Below are 15,701 nucleotides of genomic sequence, written 5' to 3'. Positions count from 1 at the left end.
GTGGGCCGGCCGGACGCCCGCGCCCGCGTACCGGCGAGGACGGCCGCCGATGGATGCCGGACGGATCATCGACACAGCCCTGAAGCTCATCGACGAGGTCGGGATCCAGGCACTGACCTTGCGCATGCTCGCCGATGCCCTGAGCTCGGGCACGGCGACGCTCTACCGGCACTTCGGCAGCAAGGACGAACTCCTTGCTCTTGTCGCGGACAGAATCCTGGGCGAAGTCCGCGTCTCCTCCGAGGAGTTGGACGGTCTGTCCTGGCGGGAAGCCGTGACCGTATCAGCAGGGGCGTTCTACGGCACGCTGTGCCGACACCCCCATGCGATTTCGCTCCTGGCGGCCCAGGTTCCCGTCGGCCCCAACGGCCTTCGCGCAAGGGAACGGCTCATCAGGCTGTTCCTGAGTCACGGCTTCTCGGTCGCCTTGGCCGCCCGTGCCTTCACGGCCATCGGCCATTACGTGATCGGCTTCGCCATCCAGCAGCACGGGCCCGGTGCGCCGACGCCCGAGGACCACCTCGGTCTGAGGGACTACTACAACTCCCTTGACGCGGACGCCTATCCGGCCACGATCGCCGCGTCCGAGGAGTTGACCTCCGTGCCGCCGGACGAGGAGTTCCAGTTCGGTCTGGACCTGCTCCTCGACGGCCTGGAACGGATCAGGCTCAACTCCTCTCCGCAGCCTGCGCAGGCCAGGACCAGTTAAGTGATGCGGTCCGACGGCGCCATCCGCGTCGCCGGACCGTCTCATCGCCAGCCGATCCAGTCGGCCACGGCGCGGCCCATGACCAGTTCCAGATCACGGCCCCGCAGCCAGGGCAGCTCCTCGGTGAACATCGTCACCGCCTCGCGCCACGAACAGTGCAGACGCGTGATGTCGGTGCCCCAGAACATCCGCTCGGCGCCGTACGCGTCGAAGACCTGCCGCAGCACACCATGGGTGCTCTCGAATGGGTACGCATCCGTAGCCATGCTCGGTACAGCCGTCGCCTTCATCCCGATGTTGGGGTGGCGCGCGAGAGCGAGCAGAGCATCAAGGTGCTCGGCCGCCCCGGGCAGCTTCTCGAAGGGGCTGACCGCCAGGTGGTCGAGCAGCAGACGCATGTTCGGGTATCGGGTGGCGATGTCGCCGACAGCGTTCAGCTGCGGGGGGGGCAACGCCATGAGCCCCACGGGGGCGCTACGCCTGTCGGCGGCCGCCCACAGCCAGTCGAGCCCGCCCGACGTGAGGCGGTCGGCCGCCTCAGGGGTCGCCACAATGAAGCGCAGGCCCAGCATGCCCGGTTCGTCCAGCCATGCATCGACGAGGGCCTCGTCCGCGGCCTCGTCGAGAGGGAACCAGCCTAGGGTCGCGAACCGCTCGGGATGCTGCTTCGCCGCTTCCACGGCGTAGTCGTTGGCGTCGGCGTCCCAGACCGCCGGACAGTTGACGGCGCCGTCCACGCCGGCCTCGTCCATGTCCCGCAGGGCCGTCTCAACGGTGCACGGCGCGCGCCAGTGGTGCGGCGGCGCGCTCTCGCCGGCCCAGAGATGGATCTGCGCGTCGATGATCTTCATGGAGCGTTCCTCTCAGTTCGCGAATTCGGGAACGGGCAGACCACCCAGACGAGCCGTCATCCAGTCCGCGATGAGTGCGTCACGATCGTGCTTGTGGTTGTAGACGCAGTGGTTTCCGTCGGAAAAGACGACCATCCGCTTGTCGTCCGTAGGTGCGCCTTGCAGAAGGATCTGCGCCAGGTCCACCGAGACCAGGGGGTCCGCGCCGCCCTGCACGACCAGCAGCGGATAGCCGGTGTTGGGTCCGTCGGCGAGCGGGGTGACGGTTTTCCAGACGTCCACCGCATGGTCTGAGTCCTCGGTGCCGCAGACGGCCACCATCTTCGAGAAGAAGGTCCCCATGGTCGGAGGCACGAGCTCGGGGGCGTGGATGCCGCCGTTGTCGACGCAGGCCCGAATCCGGGTGTCCTGGGACGCGACGGCCATGGCGATGCTGCCCCCCATGCTGTTGCCGATGAAGCCGATCGGGCGGCCCGGCGAGCGCTCGTCGAGGAAGTCCACCGCTCGCCCGTAGGTGTCCCCCCACTGGGCGGTGAGGTAGTGCTCGTGCGCGAGCCTTGTTTCGCCCTGGCCCGGGCCGTCGAGCAACAGCGTCTCGACACCTCGGGCCGCGAGTGCCTCGCCGATGCTGTCGAAATCCATCGCCCAGCCCTCGACGCCGCCGATGACGATGGCCGAGCCGACCGGGGTACCCACTGCGGGGACCAGCCACCCCGCCAGCGGACCACCTGTCGTCTGGATCGTGACGCGCTCACGGTCACCACAGGCGTCGGCGGCCTGCTCGTAGAGGTCCGCGGCCCGCTCGAAGATCGCCCGGCGCTCCGCGGTGTCCGACAGCATCATCATCTGGCTCATCCGCAGCAGGGCGGATGCACGGCGCAGGTACGCGATGCGCGTGGGCTTCCCCGCGACTCCCACGGCGCTCTCGGCACGACGCAGGCACCCATCCGCCAGTTCCGTGGCGACCGAGTGCCAGTCCTGCCCCTCGACCACGCGGGCGCGCAGCTCGACGGCATCCGCGTAGTCGACGCCGTAGCCGGTCATACGCTCCAGCGAGAACTGGCGCAGCCCGGCCTGCGATTCGACGCTGAGCTTCGACGTGGCGTCCTCCGTCTCCGCGCGGCTGCCGACGAACTCCAGGGTCACGACGGAGGCCGTGCGCCCCTGGGTGACCTCCTGTGCTGCTGACATGCCTGAAGCTCCTCCTGTTCGGCCTGGCGTGATGCAGTGCGCCAGGCGGCTGTCCGGCGAGTTGCGAGCGACGCGTGTGGTTCGCCTCGGCGTCGGTGTGCAGCTCGTGTGCAGCTGCGGCAGCGCACTCGGCCGCAGCAGGCCGCAGGCGCGACAGTGGCGCGCGATGTTGATCAGAGCCAGCCCGGTTCCTCCGACCACGACGGCGAAGAGAACGGCGCTCACCTGGTACTCACCGTCCTCGATGAGCACCTTCGTCGCGAAGGGGATCAAGATGGTGCCCAACAGCCAGACGAAGTTCAGCCAGACGAGCCGAGGGCTGAAGCCGCCGACGCGGCCGAACAGCCACTTGTGCGCCACCCAGAGCTCGCTGATGACCGCGAAGCTCAGCAGGAACATCGCATACTCCGGGAAGTGCTCCCGGAACGCTCTCCACACCGCGGTGTCGCTTGCCCCATGAGGCACCGGCAGCTCCAGTGCCAGCAGAGTCAGGGCGATCGCGACAACGGCGTCGCTGAAGAAGACCAGCCTCTCGTTGTCGGCCGCAGCACTGCCGTCGTTGTTCTCAGTCGCGTCGGTCATGTCGGCCTCGTGGTGTCCTCAAGTGGGTTCCGGCCCACGCGCCGGGCCCAGATCCCCTGAGGGCGTTGAAGGGCCCGACGCAGATAGTTCAGCTGGTGGGGTCGGTTTCTCACCGTGTGGGGCATCGGAGTTCCCGGCCCGTACGGCAAGCGTCACCTGGGGGTGAACGCCTTGGCGATGGAGGCGAAAGAGGCCGTCCAGTCGGCCGCGATGATGCCGCCGATGTACCCGTCCGGCCGGACCAGGACCAAAGCATCGCCTTCCACCCCGTAGATGCGGCTCAGCTGGCCGGTGGTGTCGGTGAGGAAGCCGCTGTCGATTCCGCGCCCGCCGCGAACGGCGTACCGGTGCAGTTCGGCACCTTCGGTCGGCCATGTCAGCTTGGGCAGGGCCTCGGTGGCGTTGGGCCCGAAGGCCAGCAGGGTGAAGTGCGGACCCTGGAAGATCTCGAAGAGGCGGCTGGAGCCGGGTGCGGTGCACGGCGCGTCCGGTGCACGGTCGCCCACATGCAGAGTCTTGGTGGCCGGAGCGTCGGCGGGGGCTAGCGGACCGCCGGTATACGTGAGCGCCAGCTGCCGCTCTTCGTCGTCGCGCTTCAGGCCGGCGACGCTGTGCTTGCTCAGGCTCTGGTAGAGCTCGCTGGACTTGCCGAGGACGCCCGCTGCGATCGGGAGCCGTTCCGCCTCATAGCTGTCCAGCAGGCTGTCCGGAGCGCCGGCGATCACCTGGCCGAGCTTCCAGCCCAGGTTGTAGGCGTCCTGCACACCGGTGTTGAGCCCCTGGGCGCCGGCCGGGGTGTGCACGTGCGCGGCGTCACCCGCCAGGAAGACGCGGCCCTGGCGGTAGTGCTCGACGAGTCGGACGTTGGGCCGGAACACCGAGACCCACGTGATGTCGCGGAGCTTGAGACCGGTGAGTACGTGGAACTGATCGGCCACAGCGGCATGGTCGAGGTTCGGCGTGTCGCCCGGCTTCAGCCGGATCATCACCTGGAACTGGTCGGAGTGCGGCAGCGGGCATGCGCCTGCGGACGCGCGGGGCCACATGTGCCATCGGTCGCGGGACAGTCCGTCGATCGTGCAGTCGATGATGAGGGTCTTGTCGGAGTCGTCGGTCTCTCCGACGAAGCCGAGACCGGTGGCCGCGCGGACGGCGCTCGCCCCGCCGTCGGCGCCCACGAGGTACTTGCTGCGCACCCGCTCGCCGGTGGACAGCGTCGAGGTGACGCCTTCGACGTCCTGCTCGAAGCCTTCCAGGGCGACCCCGTACTCGATGCTCATTCCGAGACGTTCGAGCAGACGGTGCAGAATCGCGTCGGTACGGTGCTGCGGCAGGAGCAGGATGTTCGGGTAGGGGACATCCGGGGTCGGCTTGCTCCGCTGCTGCATCTTCCAGGGCGCGGTGACAGGCCCGAGGTGGAGTCCCGCCAGCGGGTAGGGGCCGCCCTCCGCGCGCGCCTCATGCAGCACACCGAAATCCTCGAGGACTTCCTGGGTGCGGGGCTGGATCCCCTTGGCGCGGGAGCCCTCGAAGGCGTGCGGCGCCTTGTTGACGACACGCACACGCAGGCCGCGGCGCAGCAGGTCGGCCGCCAGGGTGGAGCCGGTCGGACCGGCTCCAGCGACGAGTACGTCAATGTCGCTCTCTCGAGCGTGCCGGGGGTGCTGTTCGGTCATGTTGATCAACCTCAATCGATGATGCAGGGGGAAAACGGCCGGGAGCCGCACTGCGCTGCAGGGGTTCTCGAACTGGACCACGCGTCCACATGCGCCGACAGGTGGCCACGGACCGGATGGAGCAGCGCCCAGACCGTCGAACTGTCGGCGATCAGAGTTCGGCAGTCATGCTGAGCGCCGCCCCACGGCGACGCCCCGTTCCCCCTGCGTGAAGAACAGCCGCACCCAGTCGCCTGACGTCACGGAAGGTCGCCACGCCGGGTGGCGAGTCATCCCGTTCCGTTTATGGATACAGCGTAGCCGTTTATTGGAGGGCGGGCAAGCCAGGCGGAGCGAGGGGATGCGCGGACGGCTTTCCGCAGGCGGGCCGCCTGTGCCGCGGTCGTGCCCCCTCTCGTGGTGTAGCCGATCACGGGCTGCCGCCTCCGCTCCCGGCCTTGCCGCTTCGCACCACCGCGCGCCGCTCGGCGATCGCCGCCGGTCTCGGTGCCCTGGCTTCAACCTGGATGCCAGGAAAGGCGATTGGGGTCATAACCTGGGCGTTCCGCTTCCTTGATCGGCTACACCACATGGCGGGACGTCATCTCCGCCCCGGCGCGCACTACTGGCGCGCCGCCCGGACTCGGGGCTCCACGGGGGCGTCAGGCGGCCGAGTCGTTCGGCGCCGCCCCTTTCCGGAGCCGCCCGGCCCGATGCCGCCCGGCTCGAAGGAGTCCTGGGACCGTCCACGCGCGGCCCGCTCCAGGCCGTCGAGAAGCAGGTCCAGACCGAACCGGAATTCCTCGTGCGACGGTATGGAGGTCAGCTCGTCGGCCGCCGCCGTCGTGGCCGGGTAGATGGCCGGATCGAGGCTTCCGTACGACGTACGGCATCTGCGGTCCCGGCCTCGTCCTTGTGCGTCCCGACCGGTACAGCGCAGGGAGTTCCCCCTCGGCCGAGAAGTCCGGCGCGCCAACGAACACGATCCGCACAGTGACCGCACCGACGCCGAGCCGACCGCGAAAGGCCTCGGCGGGCTGAGGGCCCCCAGGACCGAGAGCTACGGAGAACTGCTTTGAGCTTGCTGATCGCGATCGCCCTGTACGCCCTGCACATCCTGCGACGACCGCTGGACGGACGACTGACGAGACGGTGCTTCGGGCCCATCGTCGTCACGGTGCTGGCCGTCGACCTCGGCCTGATATGGAACGAAGGCCGCCCCACCGGAGTCGACGGAATCTACTTCCTCGGCGACCTGGCCGGTCTGCTGGCGGTCTACATGATGACGCTGAGCCTGGTACTGGCCACCCGCATCCGACGGCTGGAACCGTGGTTCGGCGGGCTGGACCGCATGTATCTGTGGCACAAGAGATACTCACTATGGGCGATCGCGCTGATCACGGTCCACATCGTTTCGACGCAGTGGGACGGCGGTCGCGTGGACCCCGACGGCCGCGACGGGACTCGCACTCGGCATCATCTCCGGCGTCGCACTGGGTCTGTTCGTACTCGTCTCACTGCCGAAGGTGAGCGCCATCATCCGGCTGCCGTACGAGCGGTGGCTCTTCATCCACCGGTTCATCGGAGTGATGGTGGGCACGTCAGTGCTGCACGGCTGGCTGCTCGATCCGGTGCTCGCCTCGTCGGGACTGGCCGAGTGTTCAGCTCGACCGACGGCCGCCTGACCGCGGCCCGCGTCCTCAGGGAGGTCGGACCGGTGAGTCCCGACATCCACATCTTCCTGTGCGGACCGGACCGGATGCTGAACACCCTGACCCGCGATCTGCGCCGCGCGGGCATCTCGCGAGACCACCTGCACACCGAACGCTTCGCGTTCCGCTGATCGACTCGTGGAACGGACGACGCGTCGTCCCCTGCGTCGCCCCTCCTGTACGAACGTATCCAGCGCGTGCTGCGTCTTTCCGGCGCCCCCATTACCTCTTCGTGGCCCGCAATGGGGCTCCCGGCCTCTGGAGCTGGCAGGGCTTCTCCCCCCTGTCGAACGCATGGTGAACGCATGGCCTGGGGGGTGGTGTCACCAGCTCCAGAGGCATCGACAGGCGTTCCGGCAGGAGACCCGCTGGCCGTGGACCGTGGACCGTGGACCACGCCCGCGGCCTGCGCGTCTCGCGCCGCCGGGCTCCTGCCCGACGCACCCTGCGGGCGATCCGGCGGAGGCGGTGCCCGGCGACCCGGCGGACGCGTCCCCGGCGATCCAGTGGACGCCCCGCCGGCGATCTAGCGGGTGGCCCCGGTGTGCTCCCGCACAGTCGCCGCCTCGCTCGCCGTCGTCCCGGCCCCCGGCTCGGCGCTCTTCCTCGCGAACCCGCGCCGGCCCGGCAGGACCGCGAGGACGATCAGTGTTCCGGCGGCCATGATGATCCCGCCGATGAGGCTGGCCTGGGCGACTCCGTGGGCGAAGGCCTGGTGGACGGCGTCCACGGCGGCCTGGGCCTGCTGGGGCCCGGCGGAGGGATCCTGCCCGACCCGCTGTGCGACGGCCAGACCGGCGCCGACGGAGTCCTTGGCGGTCTCCATCGCCTCCGGCGGGAGCCGGTTGCCCACCAGGTCGGTCAGCTCGTCGCGGTAGGCCGTGCCCAGCAGCGAGCCCAGCACCGCGATGCCCAGGGCCCCGCCCAGCTCCAGCGCGGTGTCGTTGGCACCGCCGCCGACGCCGAGCTCGGACTCGGGGAAGGAGCCCATGATCGTGTCGGTCGCCGGGGAGATGGCCAGTCCGAGCGCGAGGCCCAGCATCATCATCGGGGGGAGGAGGTCCCCGTACGTCGAGCCCTTGTCGATCTGGGTGAGCAGGAACATGCCCGCCGTGCCGATGGCCAGGCCGGTCACCACCATCGGCTTCACGCCCAGCTTCGGGGTGAGCATCCCGGTCAGCGCGGACCCGAGGAAGACCGCACCGGCCAGCGGCAGCAGCCGTACACCCGTGTCCAGGGAGCCGTAGCCGAGGACGAACTGCAGGAACTGCGTCACGTAGTAGATCACGGCGAACATGCCGAAGAAGAAGAACAGCACCGCGAGCATCGAGCCGCTGAAGGGCCGCAGCGCGAACTTGCGGACGTCCAGCATCGGTTGCGGGTGCCGCAGTTCCCAGGCGACGAAGGCGACCAGACCGACACCGGCGACCACGGCGGCGGTGACGGGGCCGACGCCCCATCCGGAGTGCGGGCCCTCGATGGCGGCGTAGATCAGGGAGCCGACGGTGACGATCGACAGCAGACCACCGACGTAGTCGATCCGGCCCATGCCCTGCGCCTTGGACGGCGGTACCAGGGCGAGCGCGCCGAACACGGCGAGGACGGCGATCGGCACGTTGATCAGGAAGGTCGAGCCCCAGGCGTGGTCCTCCAGCAGCCAGCCGGAGACCAGCGGGCCGACGGCGACCGCAAGCCCGGAGGTCGCGGCCCAGGCGGTGATGGCCTTGGTCCGCTCGCTCCGGGGGAAGGTCGCGACCACCAGGGACAGCGTGGCCGGCATCACGACCGCGGCACCGACACCCATGATCGCGCGGGCCACGATGACCAGTGCGGTCTCGTCGACCATGCTCCCCATCACCGAACCGCCGGCGAAGAGCAGCAGACCCAGCACCAGTGCGCCGCGCCGGCTGTACTTGTCGCCGATCGCGCCCAGCACCAGCATCAGCGCCGCGTACGGAACGGTGTAGCTGTCGACGACCCACTGCAGATCACTGCTGCTCAGGCCCAGGTCGGTGGTCATGTCGGGGGCGGCGACGATCAGCGACGTGTTCGCCATCACCGTGATCAGCAGGCTCAGGCACAGCACGAGCAGCGCCCACCAGCGCCGCGCGTACGGCCCGGGCATCTTCTCCACGGGGGTATTTGCAAGGAAGGGCATCGGTAACTCCTAAGAGGGACGGGGCGGACGAGCGGAAGCTCTGAATTGCCCATCGCGTGGCGTCATGTTCTGCTCCGGAGCGCTCAGTGGCTCGGAGCACCCGCCAGTTCACGCAGGCGAGTGTTGTTCTGCAGCGCCCACCGCACGGTCCGCGGCGGGCGCCCGAGCAGGGATTCCAGTTGGTCGGAGAGGACGTCGTACCGCCCGCCGGCGACCAGCCTGGTCTGGGTCCTCAGGTGCGCCGCCACGTGCCTGGCCGTAGCCGGATCGCCCAGGGCCTCTTGCAGGAGGGTCTCGTCTATGAAGGCCTCGTTCCAGGCCTCCACTTCCTCGGGGATGTAGGTGACCTGGCGTCCCAGCGCGGCTGCGTAGTCCTCAGCGAACCCGTACATGTCCTTCAGCTCCGGGCCGGTGAGCTCGTAGGACTTCGAGATGTGCGGTGCGGGGTCGACCAGTATCTTCACGCACACCTCCGCCAGGTCGTGAACGGCGATGGGCGCGAGCCGCTGGTTGCCGTAGGGCAGGCGCAGTTCACCGTTGCTCAGCGGGCCCTGGAGCATCCAGGTCAGGTGGGGGGACTCGGCGAACATGGTCGCACGCACGTTGACGGTCGGGATGCCGGACCAGTCCAGCACCCGCTCGCAGACCCAGTGCGCCCGCTGCTGCGGTGACCAGTCCGTGACCAGTCCGCCGAGCCAAGAACGCCGCTCCTCATCCGGCGTGGTCATCTTCTCGAGCGTCATGTACGACTGCTCGTAGTTGGACAGGTGCACGAAGGCCTCGATGTCGCCCTGGGCTCGCGCCGCCGCGGCCATCAAGGTGAGGGCATCGGCGTAGTACGGCGCCGCGCTCATGCTGAAGTAGATGCGCTTGACACCCTGCAGCGCGGCGGCCACGTCCGCGAGTTTGAGCAGGTCGCCGACGAAGACCTCGGCCCCGGCCTCGCGCAGCGACTGCGCGCGTTCGTCGTCCCGTCGCACGAACGCGCGCACCGGGTGGCCCTGTTCGAGCAGCATGTCGACCATCACCCTGCTCACGCCACCGACTTGGCCGCCGGCACCGGTGATCAGAATGGGATTGCGTTCCGTCATTGTTGTGTCCTCGATCTGGTTGGGGTGGGTCGGCCGTTCAGGAAGCCGAGGATGTGAAGTCGTCGAGGCGGGCGAGGAGGCCGAGGAGGGTGGCGTTGACCTCGGCGGGACGCTCCTGATGCCTGCTTGCCGGGCATGACTGAAAACCGTCTGGAAACTGATCAGTTTCCAGACGGGAAAGCAGATCGGTTTCCTCACCGATGAAGGTGAGGCGAGCGGTGACGGGCTGAGATCTCAGGGCTTCGAGATCATCGTGTGGCCGCTGTGGGGCTTGCCTCGGTGCTCGCCTGGAGGGCAGCGTCGGTGTCCGCGGTGGCCAGCGTCCTGTTGATGTAGTCGCCGGCCAGTGCGCCGGCCGCTGCGGAGGCCCCGACCTGGGCGACCGGATTGGTGGCGTTGCCGGCCACCCACACACCCGGTACCTCGGTGGTGCCGGCCGTGCCGGAGGCGAAAGTGCGGCCCGTCGGCAGGTCCTGCATCGGCAGGCCCAGACCTACCAGGCCCTTTGTGCGGGCCTGCATCTGCGTGACGACCGCGAGGACGCGGCGGGCCACGACCTGCCCGTCGGCCAGGCGCACCCCGGCGAGGGCGCCGTCGGTGTCGTTGACAATCTCGGTGACCGGGGTGTCGATGACGCGGATGCCGCGGGCGGCGAAGCGGGCGCGGCTGTCCTCGTCCAGGTCGGTGCCGTGGGTGAAGTAGGTCAGGTCCTCGGTCAGCTGACGGAACAGATAGGCGTGGCCGACGGAGGCGGGGCCGGTGGCGAGGATGCCGATGGGCTCGTCGCGCACCTCCCAGCCGTGGCAGTACGGGCAGTTCACGACACTGTGCCCCCAGTGCTCGGCGAGCCCGGGCACCTGTGGCAGCACATCCGTGAGGCCGGTGGCCACCAGGATGCGGCGGGCGGTGATGTGGCGGCCGTCGGCCAGGGTGACGGTGAAGCGCAGGTCCCCGTCCGCCGAGGGGGCGGCGGGCTCGGCCGAGACCACCTCACCGAACACGACGCGTCCGCCGTACTGGCGCACCTGCTCCCGGCCTCGCCGGAGGATCTCGGACGGCGGGGTGCCGTCCAGAGCGAGGAGGCCGTGCACGGCCTCGGCGGGCGCGTTGCGCGGGGAGCCGCTGTCGATCACGACGACCGAGCGGCGGGAGCGGGCCAGGATCAGTGCACCGTTCAGCCCCGCGGCGCCCCCGCCGATCACCACCGCGTCGACGGTCCCCTCGGCCAGTGCGTCGCTCGCGTACGGAGGAGTCGTCACAGCCATGGCCTCCTGCTTTTCCTTGTCGGTCATGGTTCGGTCAGCCCTTCGAGTTCTGGGTGGTTGCAGGGGGGTCAGCTGTTCAGAAAGCCCAGGAAGTGGTCGGCGACCGTCTTGGGTTGTTGTGGACCGTGCCTTGTCGGCCTGGAAGGCGTCGCGACGCCGGGGGCGCGGGGGAGTTCAAAGGCATGGGTTGCCCTCAATCGCGCCAGGCGTGCACGCAGCCTGTCCGGTGAGCTCAGGACCGTTGTGTACTGAGCAGTCAGAAACCTAGGCGGTTCTGTACTGAGTTGTCAAGTGCGACAGGTCGGCCCTCGCTCACCACGACCATGCCCGGAATGTTGGGTTTGGGCTTCTGGGTGATCACGGGATTGGCCAGCAGCAGCAAGGCACCGATCAGGGCGGGGACGTGAAGGCGACGTTCACGTACATCACCCACCGCCATGACGCCCATTCGGTGAGCATGCCGCCGAGCAGCAGCCCGAACCGCTCGATGGTTTCGCCGCCAAGATGGCCCTGGAACTCGGCGCCTCCGCCCCCGAGGTGCAACGCCTGGCCAACGACTGCTTCTCCGTGGTCGCGACGACGGCGGTGGCCGAGTGTGTGCGAGCGGCGCAGCGCAACGGCGACATCGACCCCGACGCGGACCCCGACGACCTTGCGTACCTTCTGCTGACCGTCATCCGCGGGACCGATGTCGTGGGTGCGTACGGTTACAGTCCCGACCGCCTGACCTCGATCGCGGAGAGCGCGTTCGCCTTGCTGCCTCGCCCGCGCCACCACTGACAAGGGCACGGCCGGCCTCGTTGCACCGGCATATGATGCGGTCGGCCCCCTTCGACGCCGCGGAGGCACGACCCGTAGGTTTACGCGCCGCCGGGCGGTCGTCTGGGCGGTTGGCGAAGAACTGTGCCCGCATCCAGTTGAGTTGCTCCACCGCATGGGCGGTGTCACCGGGCTTGAACTGCACGGTCAGTCGCCGAACGCCTCGCCGCCAGCAGACGGTGGCACTTCGACCGCCGTTCCGCCAACTCGGACCGCGTTTGCAGGAACTCGTGAGCCTGCATGACGACCCCGACACGGCCAGGATCAGCGCCGGCGGCCAGCCGGTTGAGCAGAACCTGCTGGACATCGGCGTACAGGTCCACCACATCGACCAACTCGCCCGTGTAAGGCTCACTCATAGCCACGATCTTTATCCCCGCGCGACCAGGGCGGGACCGACTTCCGCTTCTCCAGGCTCAACTCTCGCCGCGGCCATCGCGGCCGTGCCCCCGTTGCCTTACAGCCGTCACCGCCGCGGCAGGCGTCACCGTCAAGGACGGCGCGCTGGCCGAGCCGACCCACCGCGCCCTGGCCCAGGCGCTGCTCACGACCGTGCGGCGGGCCGGCGTGTACTTCCTCATCAGCCCGGACGACTGTCCCGACCGCTGCCCGAGGTGGTCCGCGGCGCGGTCTGTTGGGCGCCGCTGGTCAACGGCGACCCGTTCCTGTCCGGCGACACCGGCGGCGGCCAGGACTGAGTCGGCCCGGGTCAGGGCACCGGGTCGAGGGCGAGGAACGATGTCGGGCAGGTGCGCGTCGTACTGCTCCGGGGTGATGGTGATCTTGTCGGTGGCGTAGACGCCGAACCGGTTGATCCGCATCGTCTGGTACGGCGACAGCACGGCCAGATCCTCCGGTTTGATCTCCCAGCCCTCGGCGGCGAGCCGGCGCAGCACGCCCATCATGTCCAAGGTGGTGTGGAAGATGACGGCGTCGGTCAACAGGGTGGAGAACTCGATGTGCTTGTCCTGCTCGGCGGGGTCGTTGTCGCGGATCCGGCCCTCGTTGCCGAACCGGCACCAGGCGGAGAAGTTGTTGTAGGACTCGACCTTGTTGGTCGCCGCCGTGGTCCGTCGGCGTAGCTGCGGATCCGACAGGTAGCGCAGCTATCTGGCCGATGAGGCGTACCGCCGGCGCATCTCCTGGCAGTTGAACAAGGGCGAGAACCTGCACGCCCTGCGCGGGGAACTGGCCTACGCCGGTGAGGGAGCGGTCCGGCGCCGGCACCACGAGCAGCAGTCGGAGCAGATGTGGTGCCTGACGGTGGCCGCCAACGCGATCCTTACCTGGAGCACCGAGTTATTACGGCCTGGCGGTGACCGCGCTGCGTCGTGCCGGCCGGCCCATCGACGATGAGCCGCTGGCGCACATCTGGCCCAGCCACCACGCCGACGTCAACTTTTACGGAACCCACTCGGTGGACATCGACGGCGAGTTGGCCAAGCTGGACACCGACGGCTACCGGCCGCTGCGGCTACCCAGGGCCGCCCGCGGCTGATCTGTGCTGTGGCTGCTCGCGTTACAGGCATGGCCAGCGAACTGCACGATTCCTACCCCGGCCGGCTGCGTTCGTTCCTCAACAACGCACGCACCAGCATCGGACCCGGCTCCTTCGTCGTCCGCGGCTGCCGCGGTGGCGGCGATTCCACGACCAAGCCGCGGCGCCGATGACCCGCCTCGCTTACCGCGTCGTGCGCTCTGAACCCGCCCAGGGTCCGCTGCAGCCGCACCGCCTCGACCGCGGGACCGGGATCGCGTGCAGCCGGTGCGGCACCCGCAGCCAGACCACGGTAGTCGCCACCCTCGACGCAGACTGGACCAGGCGGCCATCCCCGCGACCTGCGTCCGCAGGGCGATGAAGTATCCGCCGCGGCGCCGCTCGGGGGCCTTCTCCAGCACCACCGCGTCCCAGCCCGCGCGATGCAGTCGCAGCGGGGAGGCGATCCCGCTGATCCCGAGGCCGACCACCAGGGCCCGCTGTCGCGATGTCGTGTTCTTGTCCATGGGATTGTGCTCCGTCATTGTCGTGTCCTCCATCTGGTTGGGGTGGTTCGGCCGTTCAGGAAGCCGAGGATGCGGAGTCGTCGAGGCGGGCGAGGACGTCGAGGAGTGTGGCGTTGACCTCAGCGGGACACTCCTGCTGTTTGCTTGCTGGGCATGACTGAAACCGTCTGGAAACTGATCGGCTTCCAGACGGGAAAACAGGTCGGTTTCCTCGCCGACGAAGGTGAGGCGAGCGGTGACGGGCTGAGATCTCAGGGCTTCAAGATCATCCTGTGGCCCCTTGTGGGCTTACCTCGGCGATCCCCTGGAGGGCCGCGTCGGTGTCCGCGGTGGCCGGCATCCTGTTGATGTCGGCGCCGGCCGCCGCGGAGGCCCCGACCTGGGCGACCAGATCGGTGGCGTTGCCGGCCACCCACCCGCGGAGCCGGCCGTTCGGCCTTCAGGTGCGCGCGGACGTCTGCAGGAACAGTTCGAGCAGTGCCAGCAGCGTCTCGGGAGCGTCCTCGGTCGGGAAGTGGCCGGCGCCCGGGATCTCGACCACGGGTGCCTCGGGGTAGCTGAGCCGGAACGACGGGATCACGTACTGGGGCAGCAGTGCGGTGTCCCGCATCCCGACCGCCAGCATCGCCGGCACGGCTCGCAGCGCCACGACGGCTTCCATGGGCGGCGGGCCGGGCGGGGGGCCCTGCGGGCCCTCCAGGACCTGCCGGGGGAAGGCGATGACACCGCGGGACTCGGCGGGGGTGGGGAAGGGGCTGGAGTAGGCGCGGATCCAGGTCGGCGTGGCGATCTCCGGTCGCGCGACATGCTGCAGGTCGATCATCAGCTGGGCGATGGTGTGACCCGCGTTTCCGAGGATCTGCTCGAACGAACCGTCCGCGAGCGCCGACTGGGCCCACTGGAACCACCGGCTCTCGGCGCCGTTGGCCTTCATCAGATCCTCGATGCCCTGGGCGAGAGGCAGCACGGTGTTCACCGCGAAGATCCGGGAGATCCGGTCGGGGTGACGCAGCGCGAACCCGGTGCCGATGGGGCCGCCCCAGTCACGGACCACCAGGGTGATGTCGGTGAGGTCGAGCGTGTCGACGAGAAGCGATTCGAGATTGAGGATGTGTTCGCTCGCGTCGTATGTGCGGTCCTGGGGCGTCTCGCTCTTGCCGAAGCCCATGTGGTCGGGAACGACCACGCGATGGTGACGTGACAGTGGCCCGATCAGGTGGCGCCACTCGTAGCCCCACGTGGGCTCGCCGTGCAGCATGACGATCGTCTGATCGGGCCGTTCGGGGCCCTCGTCGACGTAGTGCTGGCGGAAGCCGGCCGCCTCGTTGAAGCGGGCGGGATACGGCCACGTGCCGTCGAACGTCTCGTCAGCAGCAATCACGGGACATCGTGCCTTCCGGTGCGGCGTTGTCCGTACTGACCGCGGTCATGAGGTCCTCCGAAGTATTTGGTTCTGAAGCAGCCTTCATCGGCTGGCTCGCTCTTGCGCCGAGCTGCGTGCGACGCCCTGAACGTCATGAGTTCAACGTCCGAGCCGCCTTCGCGGCGTCGCGGTCCGGCAAAGCCCGGACCAAGCCTGTCCGGTGAGCTCAGGACGGTTGTGTACTGAACAGTCGGAAAACTAGGCGGTTCTGTACTGACTTGTCAAGAAGGGCGGCTCGGCT

At 68.8% G+C, this 15,701-nt stretch carries 16 protein-coding genes; 6 read left to right on the top strand and 10 right to left on the bottom strand.

Annotated elements, in window-relative coordinates; all coding sequences use genetic code 11:
- Positions 1 to 49: 49 nt before the first annotated feature.
- The gene (locus ACIBVL_RS42660) at positions 50 to 709 is read left to right on the top strand and encodes a TetR/AcrR family transcriptional regulator (protein WP_399106589.1); all 660 of its coding nucleotides are present in this window, start codon (positions 50 to 52) and stop codon (positions 707 to 709) included.
- A 41-nt stretch (positions 710 to 750) separates the two neighbouring features.
- Here ACIBVL_RS42660 and ACIBVL_RS42655 read toward each other — a convergent pair whose 3' ends face one another.
- The 3 genes from ACIBVL_RS42655 to ACIBVL_RS42645 form a co-directional block, all read right to left on the bottom strand.
- Complete coding sequence (locus ACIBVL_RS42655) at positions 751 to 1,560, bottom strand: amidohydrolase family protein (protein ID WP_399106587.1); 810 nt, start codon at positions 1,558 to 1,560, stop codon at positions 751 to 753.
- A 12-nt stretch (positions 1,561 to 1,572) separates the two neighbouring features.
- Positions 1,573 to 3,333 (bottom strand): alpha/beta fold hydrolase, encoded by a 1,761-nt coding sequence (locus ACIBVL_RS42650; RefSeq protein ID WP_399106585.1) that lies wholly within the window; start codon positions 3,331 to 3,333, stop codon positions 1,573 to 1,575.
- Between the two features lie 152 nt (positions 3,334 to 3,485).
- On the bottom strand, positions 3,486 to 5,009 hold the full coding sequence (locus ACIBVL_RS42645) for an FAD-dependent monooxygenase (protein WP_399106583.1): 1,524 nt from the start codon (positions 5,007 to 5,009) through the stop codon (positions 3,486 to 3,488).
- 1,054 nt (positions 5,010 to 6,063) lie between these two features.
- Between ACIBVL_RS42645 and ACIBVL_RS42640 the strand changes: the two genes are divergently transcribed.
- Positions 6,064 to 6,831 carry a ferric reductase-like transmembrane domain-containing protein gene (locus ACIBVL_RS42640; RefSeq protein ID WP_399106581.1) on the top strand — a complete coding sequence of 256 codons (768 nt, stop codon included), beginning with the start codon at positions 6,064 to 6,066 and terminating at the stop codon, positions 6,829 to 6,831.
- 395 nt (positions 6,832 to 7,226) lie between these two features.
- Here the strand turns inward: ACIBVL_RS42640 and ACIBVL_RS42635 are convergent, their stop codons facing one another.
- The 4 genes from ACIBVL_RS42635 to ACIBVL_RS42620 all read right to left on the bottom strand — a co-directional run bounded on the left by ACIBVL_RS42635 (position 7,227) and on the right by ACIBVL_RS42620 (position 11,662).
- Positions 7,227 to 8,858: an MFS transporter gene (locus ACIBVL_RS42635; RefSeq protein ID WP_399106579.1), complete on the bottom strand. Its 1,632-nt coding sequence runs from the start codon at positions 8,856 to 8,858 to the stop codon at positions 7,227 to 7,229.
- Between the two features lie 83 nt (positions 8,859 to 8,941).
- Positions 8,942 to 9,949 carry an NAD(P)H-binding protein gene (locus ACIBVL_RS42630; protein ID WP_399106577.1) on the bottom strand — a complete coding sequence of 336 codons (1,008 nt, stop codon included), beginning with the start codon at positions 9,947 to 9,949 and terminating at the stop codon, positions 8,942 to 8,944.
- Between the two features lie 248 nt (positions 9,950 to 10,197).
- On the bottom strand, positions 10,198 to 11,214 hold the full coding sequence (locus ACIBVL_RS42625) for an NAD(P)/FAD-dependent oxidoreductase (RefSeq protein ID WP_399106625.1): 1,017 nt from the start codon (positions 11,212 to 11,214) through the stop codon (positions 10,198 to 10,200).
- A gap of 256 nt (positions 11,215 to 11,470) precedes the next feature.
- The gene (locus ACIBVL_RS42620) at positions 11,471 to 11,662 is read right to left on the bottom strand and encodes a hypothetical protein (RefSeq protein WP_399106575.1); all 192 of its coding nucleotides are present in this window, start codon (positions 11,660 to 11,662) and stop codon (positions 11,471 to 11,473) included.
- Between the two features lie 56 nt (positions 11,663 to 11,718).
- Between ACIBVL_RS42620 and ACIBVL_RS42615 the strand changes: the two genes are divergently transcribed.
- Positions 11,719 to 11,994 (top strand): hypothetical protein, encoded by a 276-nt coding sequence (locus ACIBVL_RS42615; RefSeq protein WP_399106573.1) that lies wholly within the window; start codon positions 11,719 to 11,721, stop codon positions 11,992 to 11,994.
- Positions 11,995 to 12,449: 455 nt separating this feature from the next.
- Here the strand turns inward: ACIBVL_RS42615 and ACIBVL_RS42610 are convergent, their stop codons facing one another.
- A complete protein-coding gene (locus ACIBVL_RS42610) occupies positions 12,450 to 13,130 on the bottom strand; it encodes a Tn3 family transposase (RefSeq protein WP_399106623.1) in 681 nt (226 codons plus the stop codon).
- A 13-nt stretch (positions 13,131 to 13,143) separates the two neighbouring features.
- Between ACIBVL_RS42610 and ACIBVL_RS42605 the strand changes: the two genes are divergently transcribed.
- The 3 genes from ACIBVL_RS42605 to ACIBVL_RS42595 are packed head-to-tail and all read left to right on the top strand — an operon-like array spanning position 13,144 to position 13,704.
- Positions 13,144 to 13,389 carry a Tn3 family transposase gene (locus ACIBVL_RS42605; RefSeq protein WP_399106621.1) on the top strand — a complete coding sequence of 82 codons (246 nt, stop codon included), beginning with the start codon at positions 13,144 to 13,146 and terminating at the stop codon, positions 13,387 to 13,389.
- A complete protein-coding gene (locus tag ACIBVL_RS42600; protein WP_399106571.1) occupies positions 13,349 to 13,531 on the top strand; it encodes a hypothetical protein in 183 nt (60 codons plus the stop codon). The genes ACIBVL_RS42605 and ACIBVL_RS42600 overlap by 41 nt, the downstream gene beginning before the upstream one ends.
- Before the next feature lie 29 nt (positions 13,532 to 13,560).
- Positions 13,561 to 13,704 (top strand): hypothetical protein, encoded by a 144-nt coding sequence (locus ACIBVL_RS42595; protein ID WP_399106569.1) that lies wholly within the window; start codon positions 13,561 to 13,563, stop codon positions 13,702 to 13,704.
- A gap of 598 nt (positions 13,705 to 14,302) precedes the next feature.
- Here ACIBVL_RS42595 and ACIBVL_RS42590 read toward each other — a convergent pair.
- Positions 14,303 to 14,449, bottom strand: a complete 147-nt coding sequence (locus ACIBVL_RS42590; protein ID WP_399106567.1) for a hypothetical protein — start codon at positions 14,447 to 14,449, stop codon at positions 14,303 to 14,305.
- Between the two features lie 27 nt (positions 14,450 to 14,476).
- The gene (locus tag ACIBVL_RS42585) at positions 14,477 to 15,418 is read right to left on the bottom strand and encodes an alpha/beta fold hydrolase (RefSeq protein WP_399106565.1); all 942 of its coding nucleotides are present in this window, start codon (positions 15,416 to 15,418) and stop codon (positions 14,477 to 14,479) included.
- Positions 15,419 to 15,701: the final 283 nt, after the last annotated feature.

It is taken from the genome of Streptomyces sp. NPDC049687 (assembly GCF_044465285.1).
GTDB lineage: Bacteria > Actinomycetota > Actinomycetes > Streptomycetales > Streptomycetaceae > Streptomyces.
Note: the sequence above shows the minus strand (reverse complement) of the source record. Positions and strands in the feature narration are given on the sequence as shown.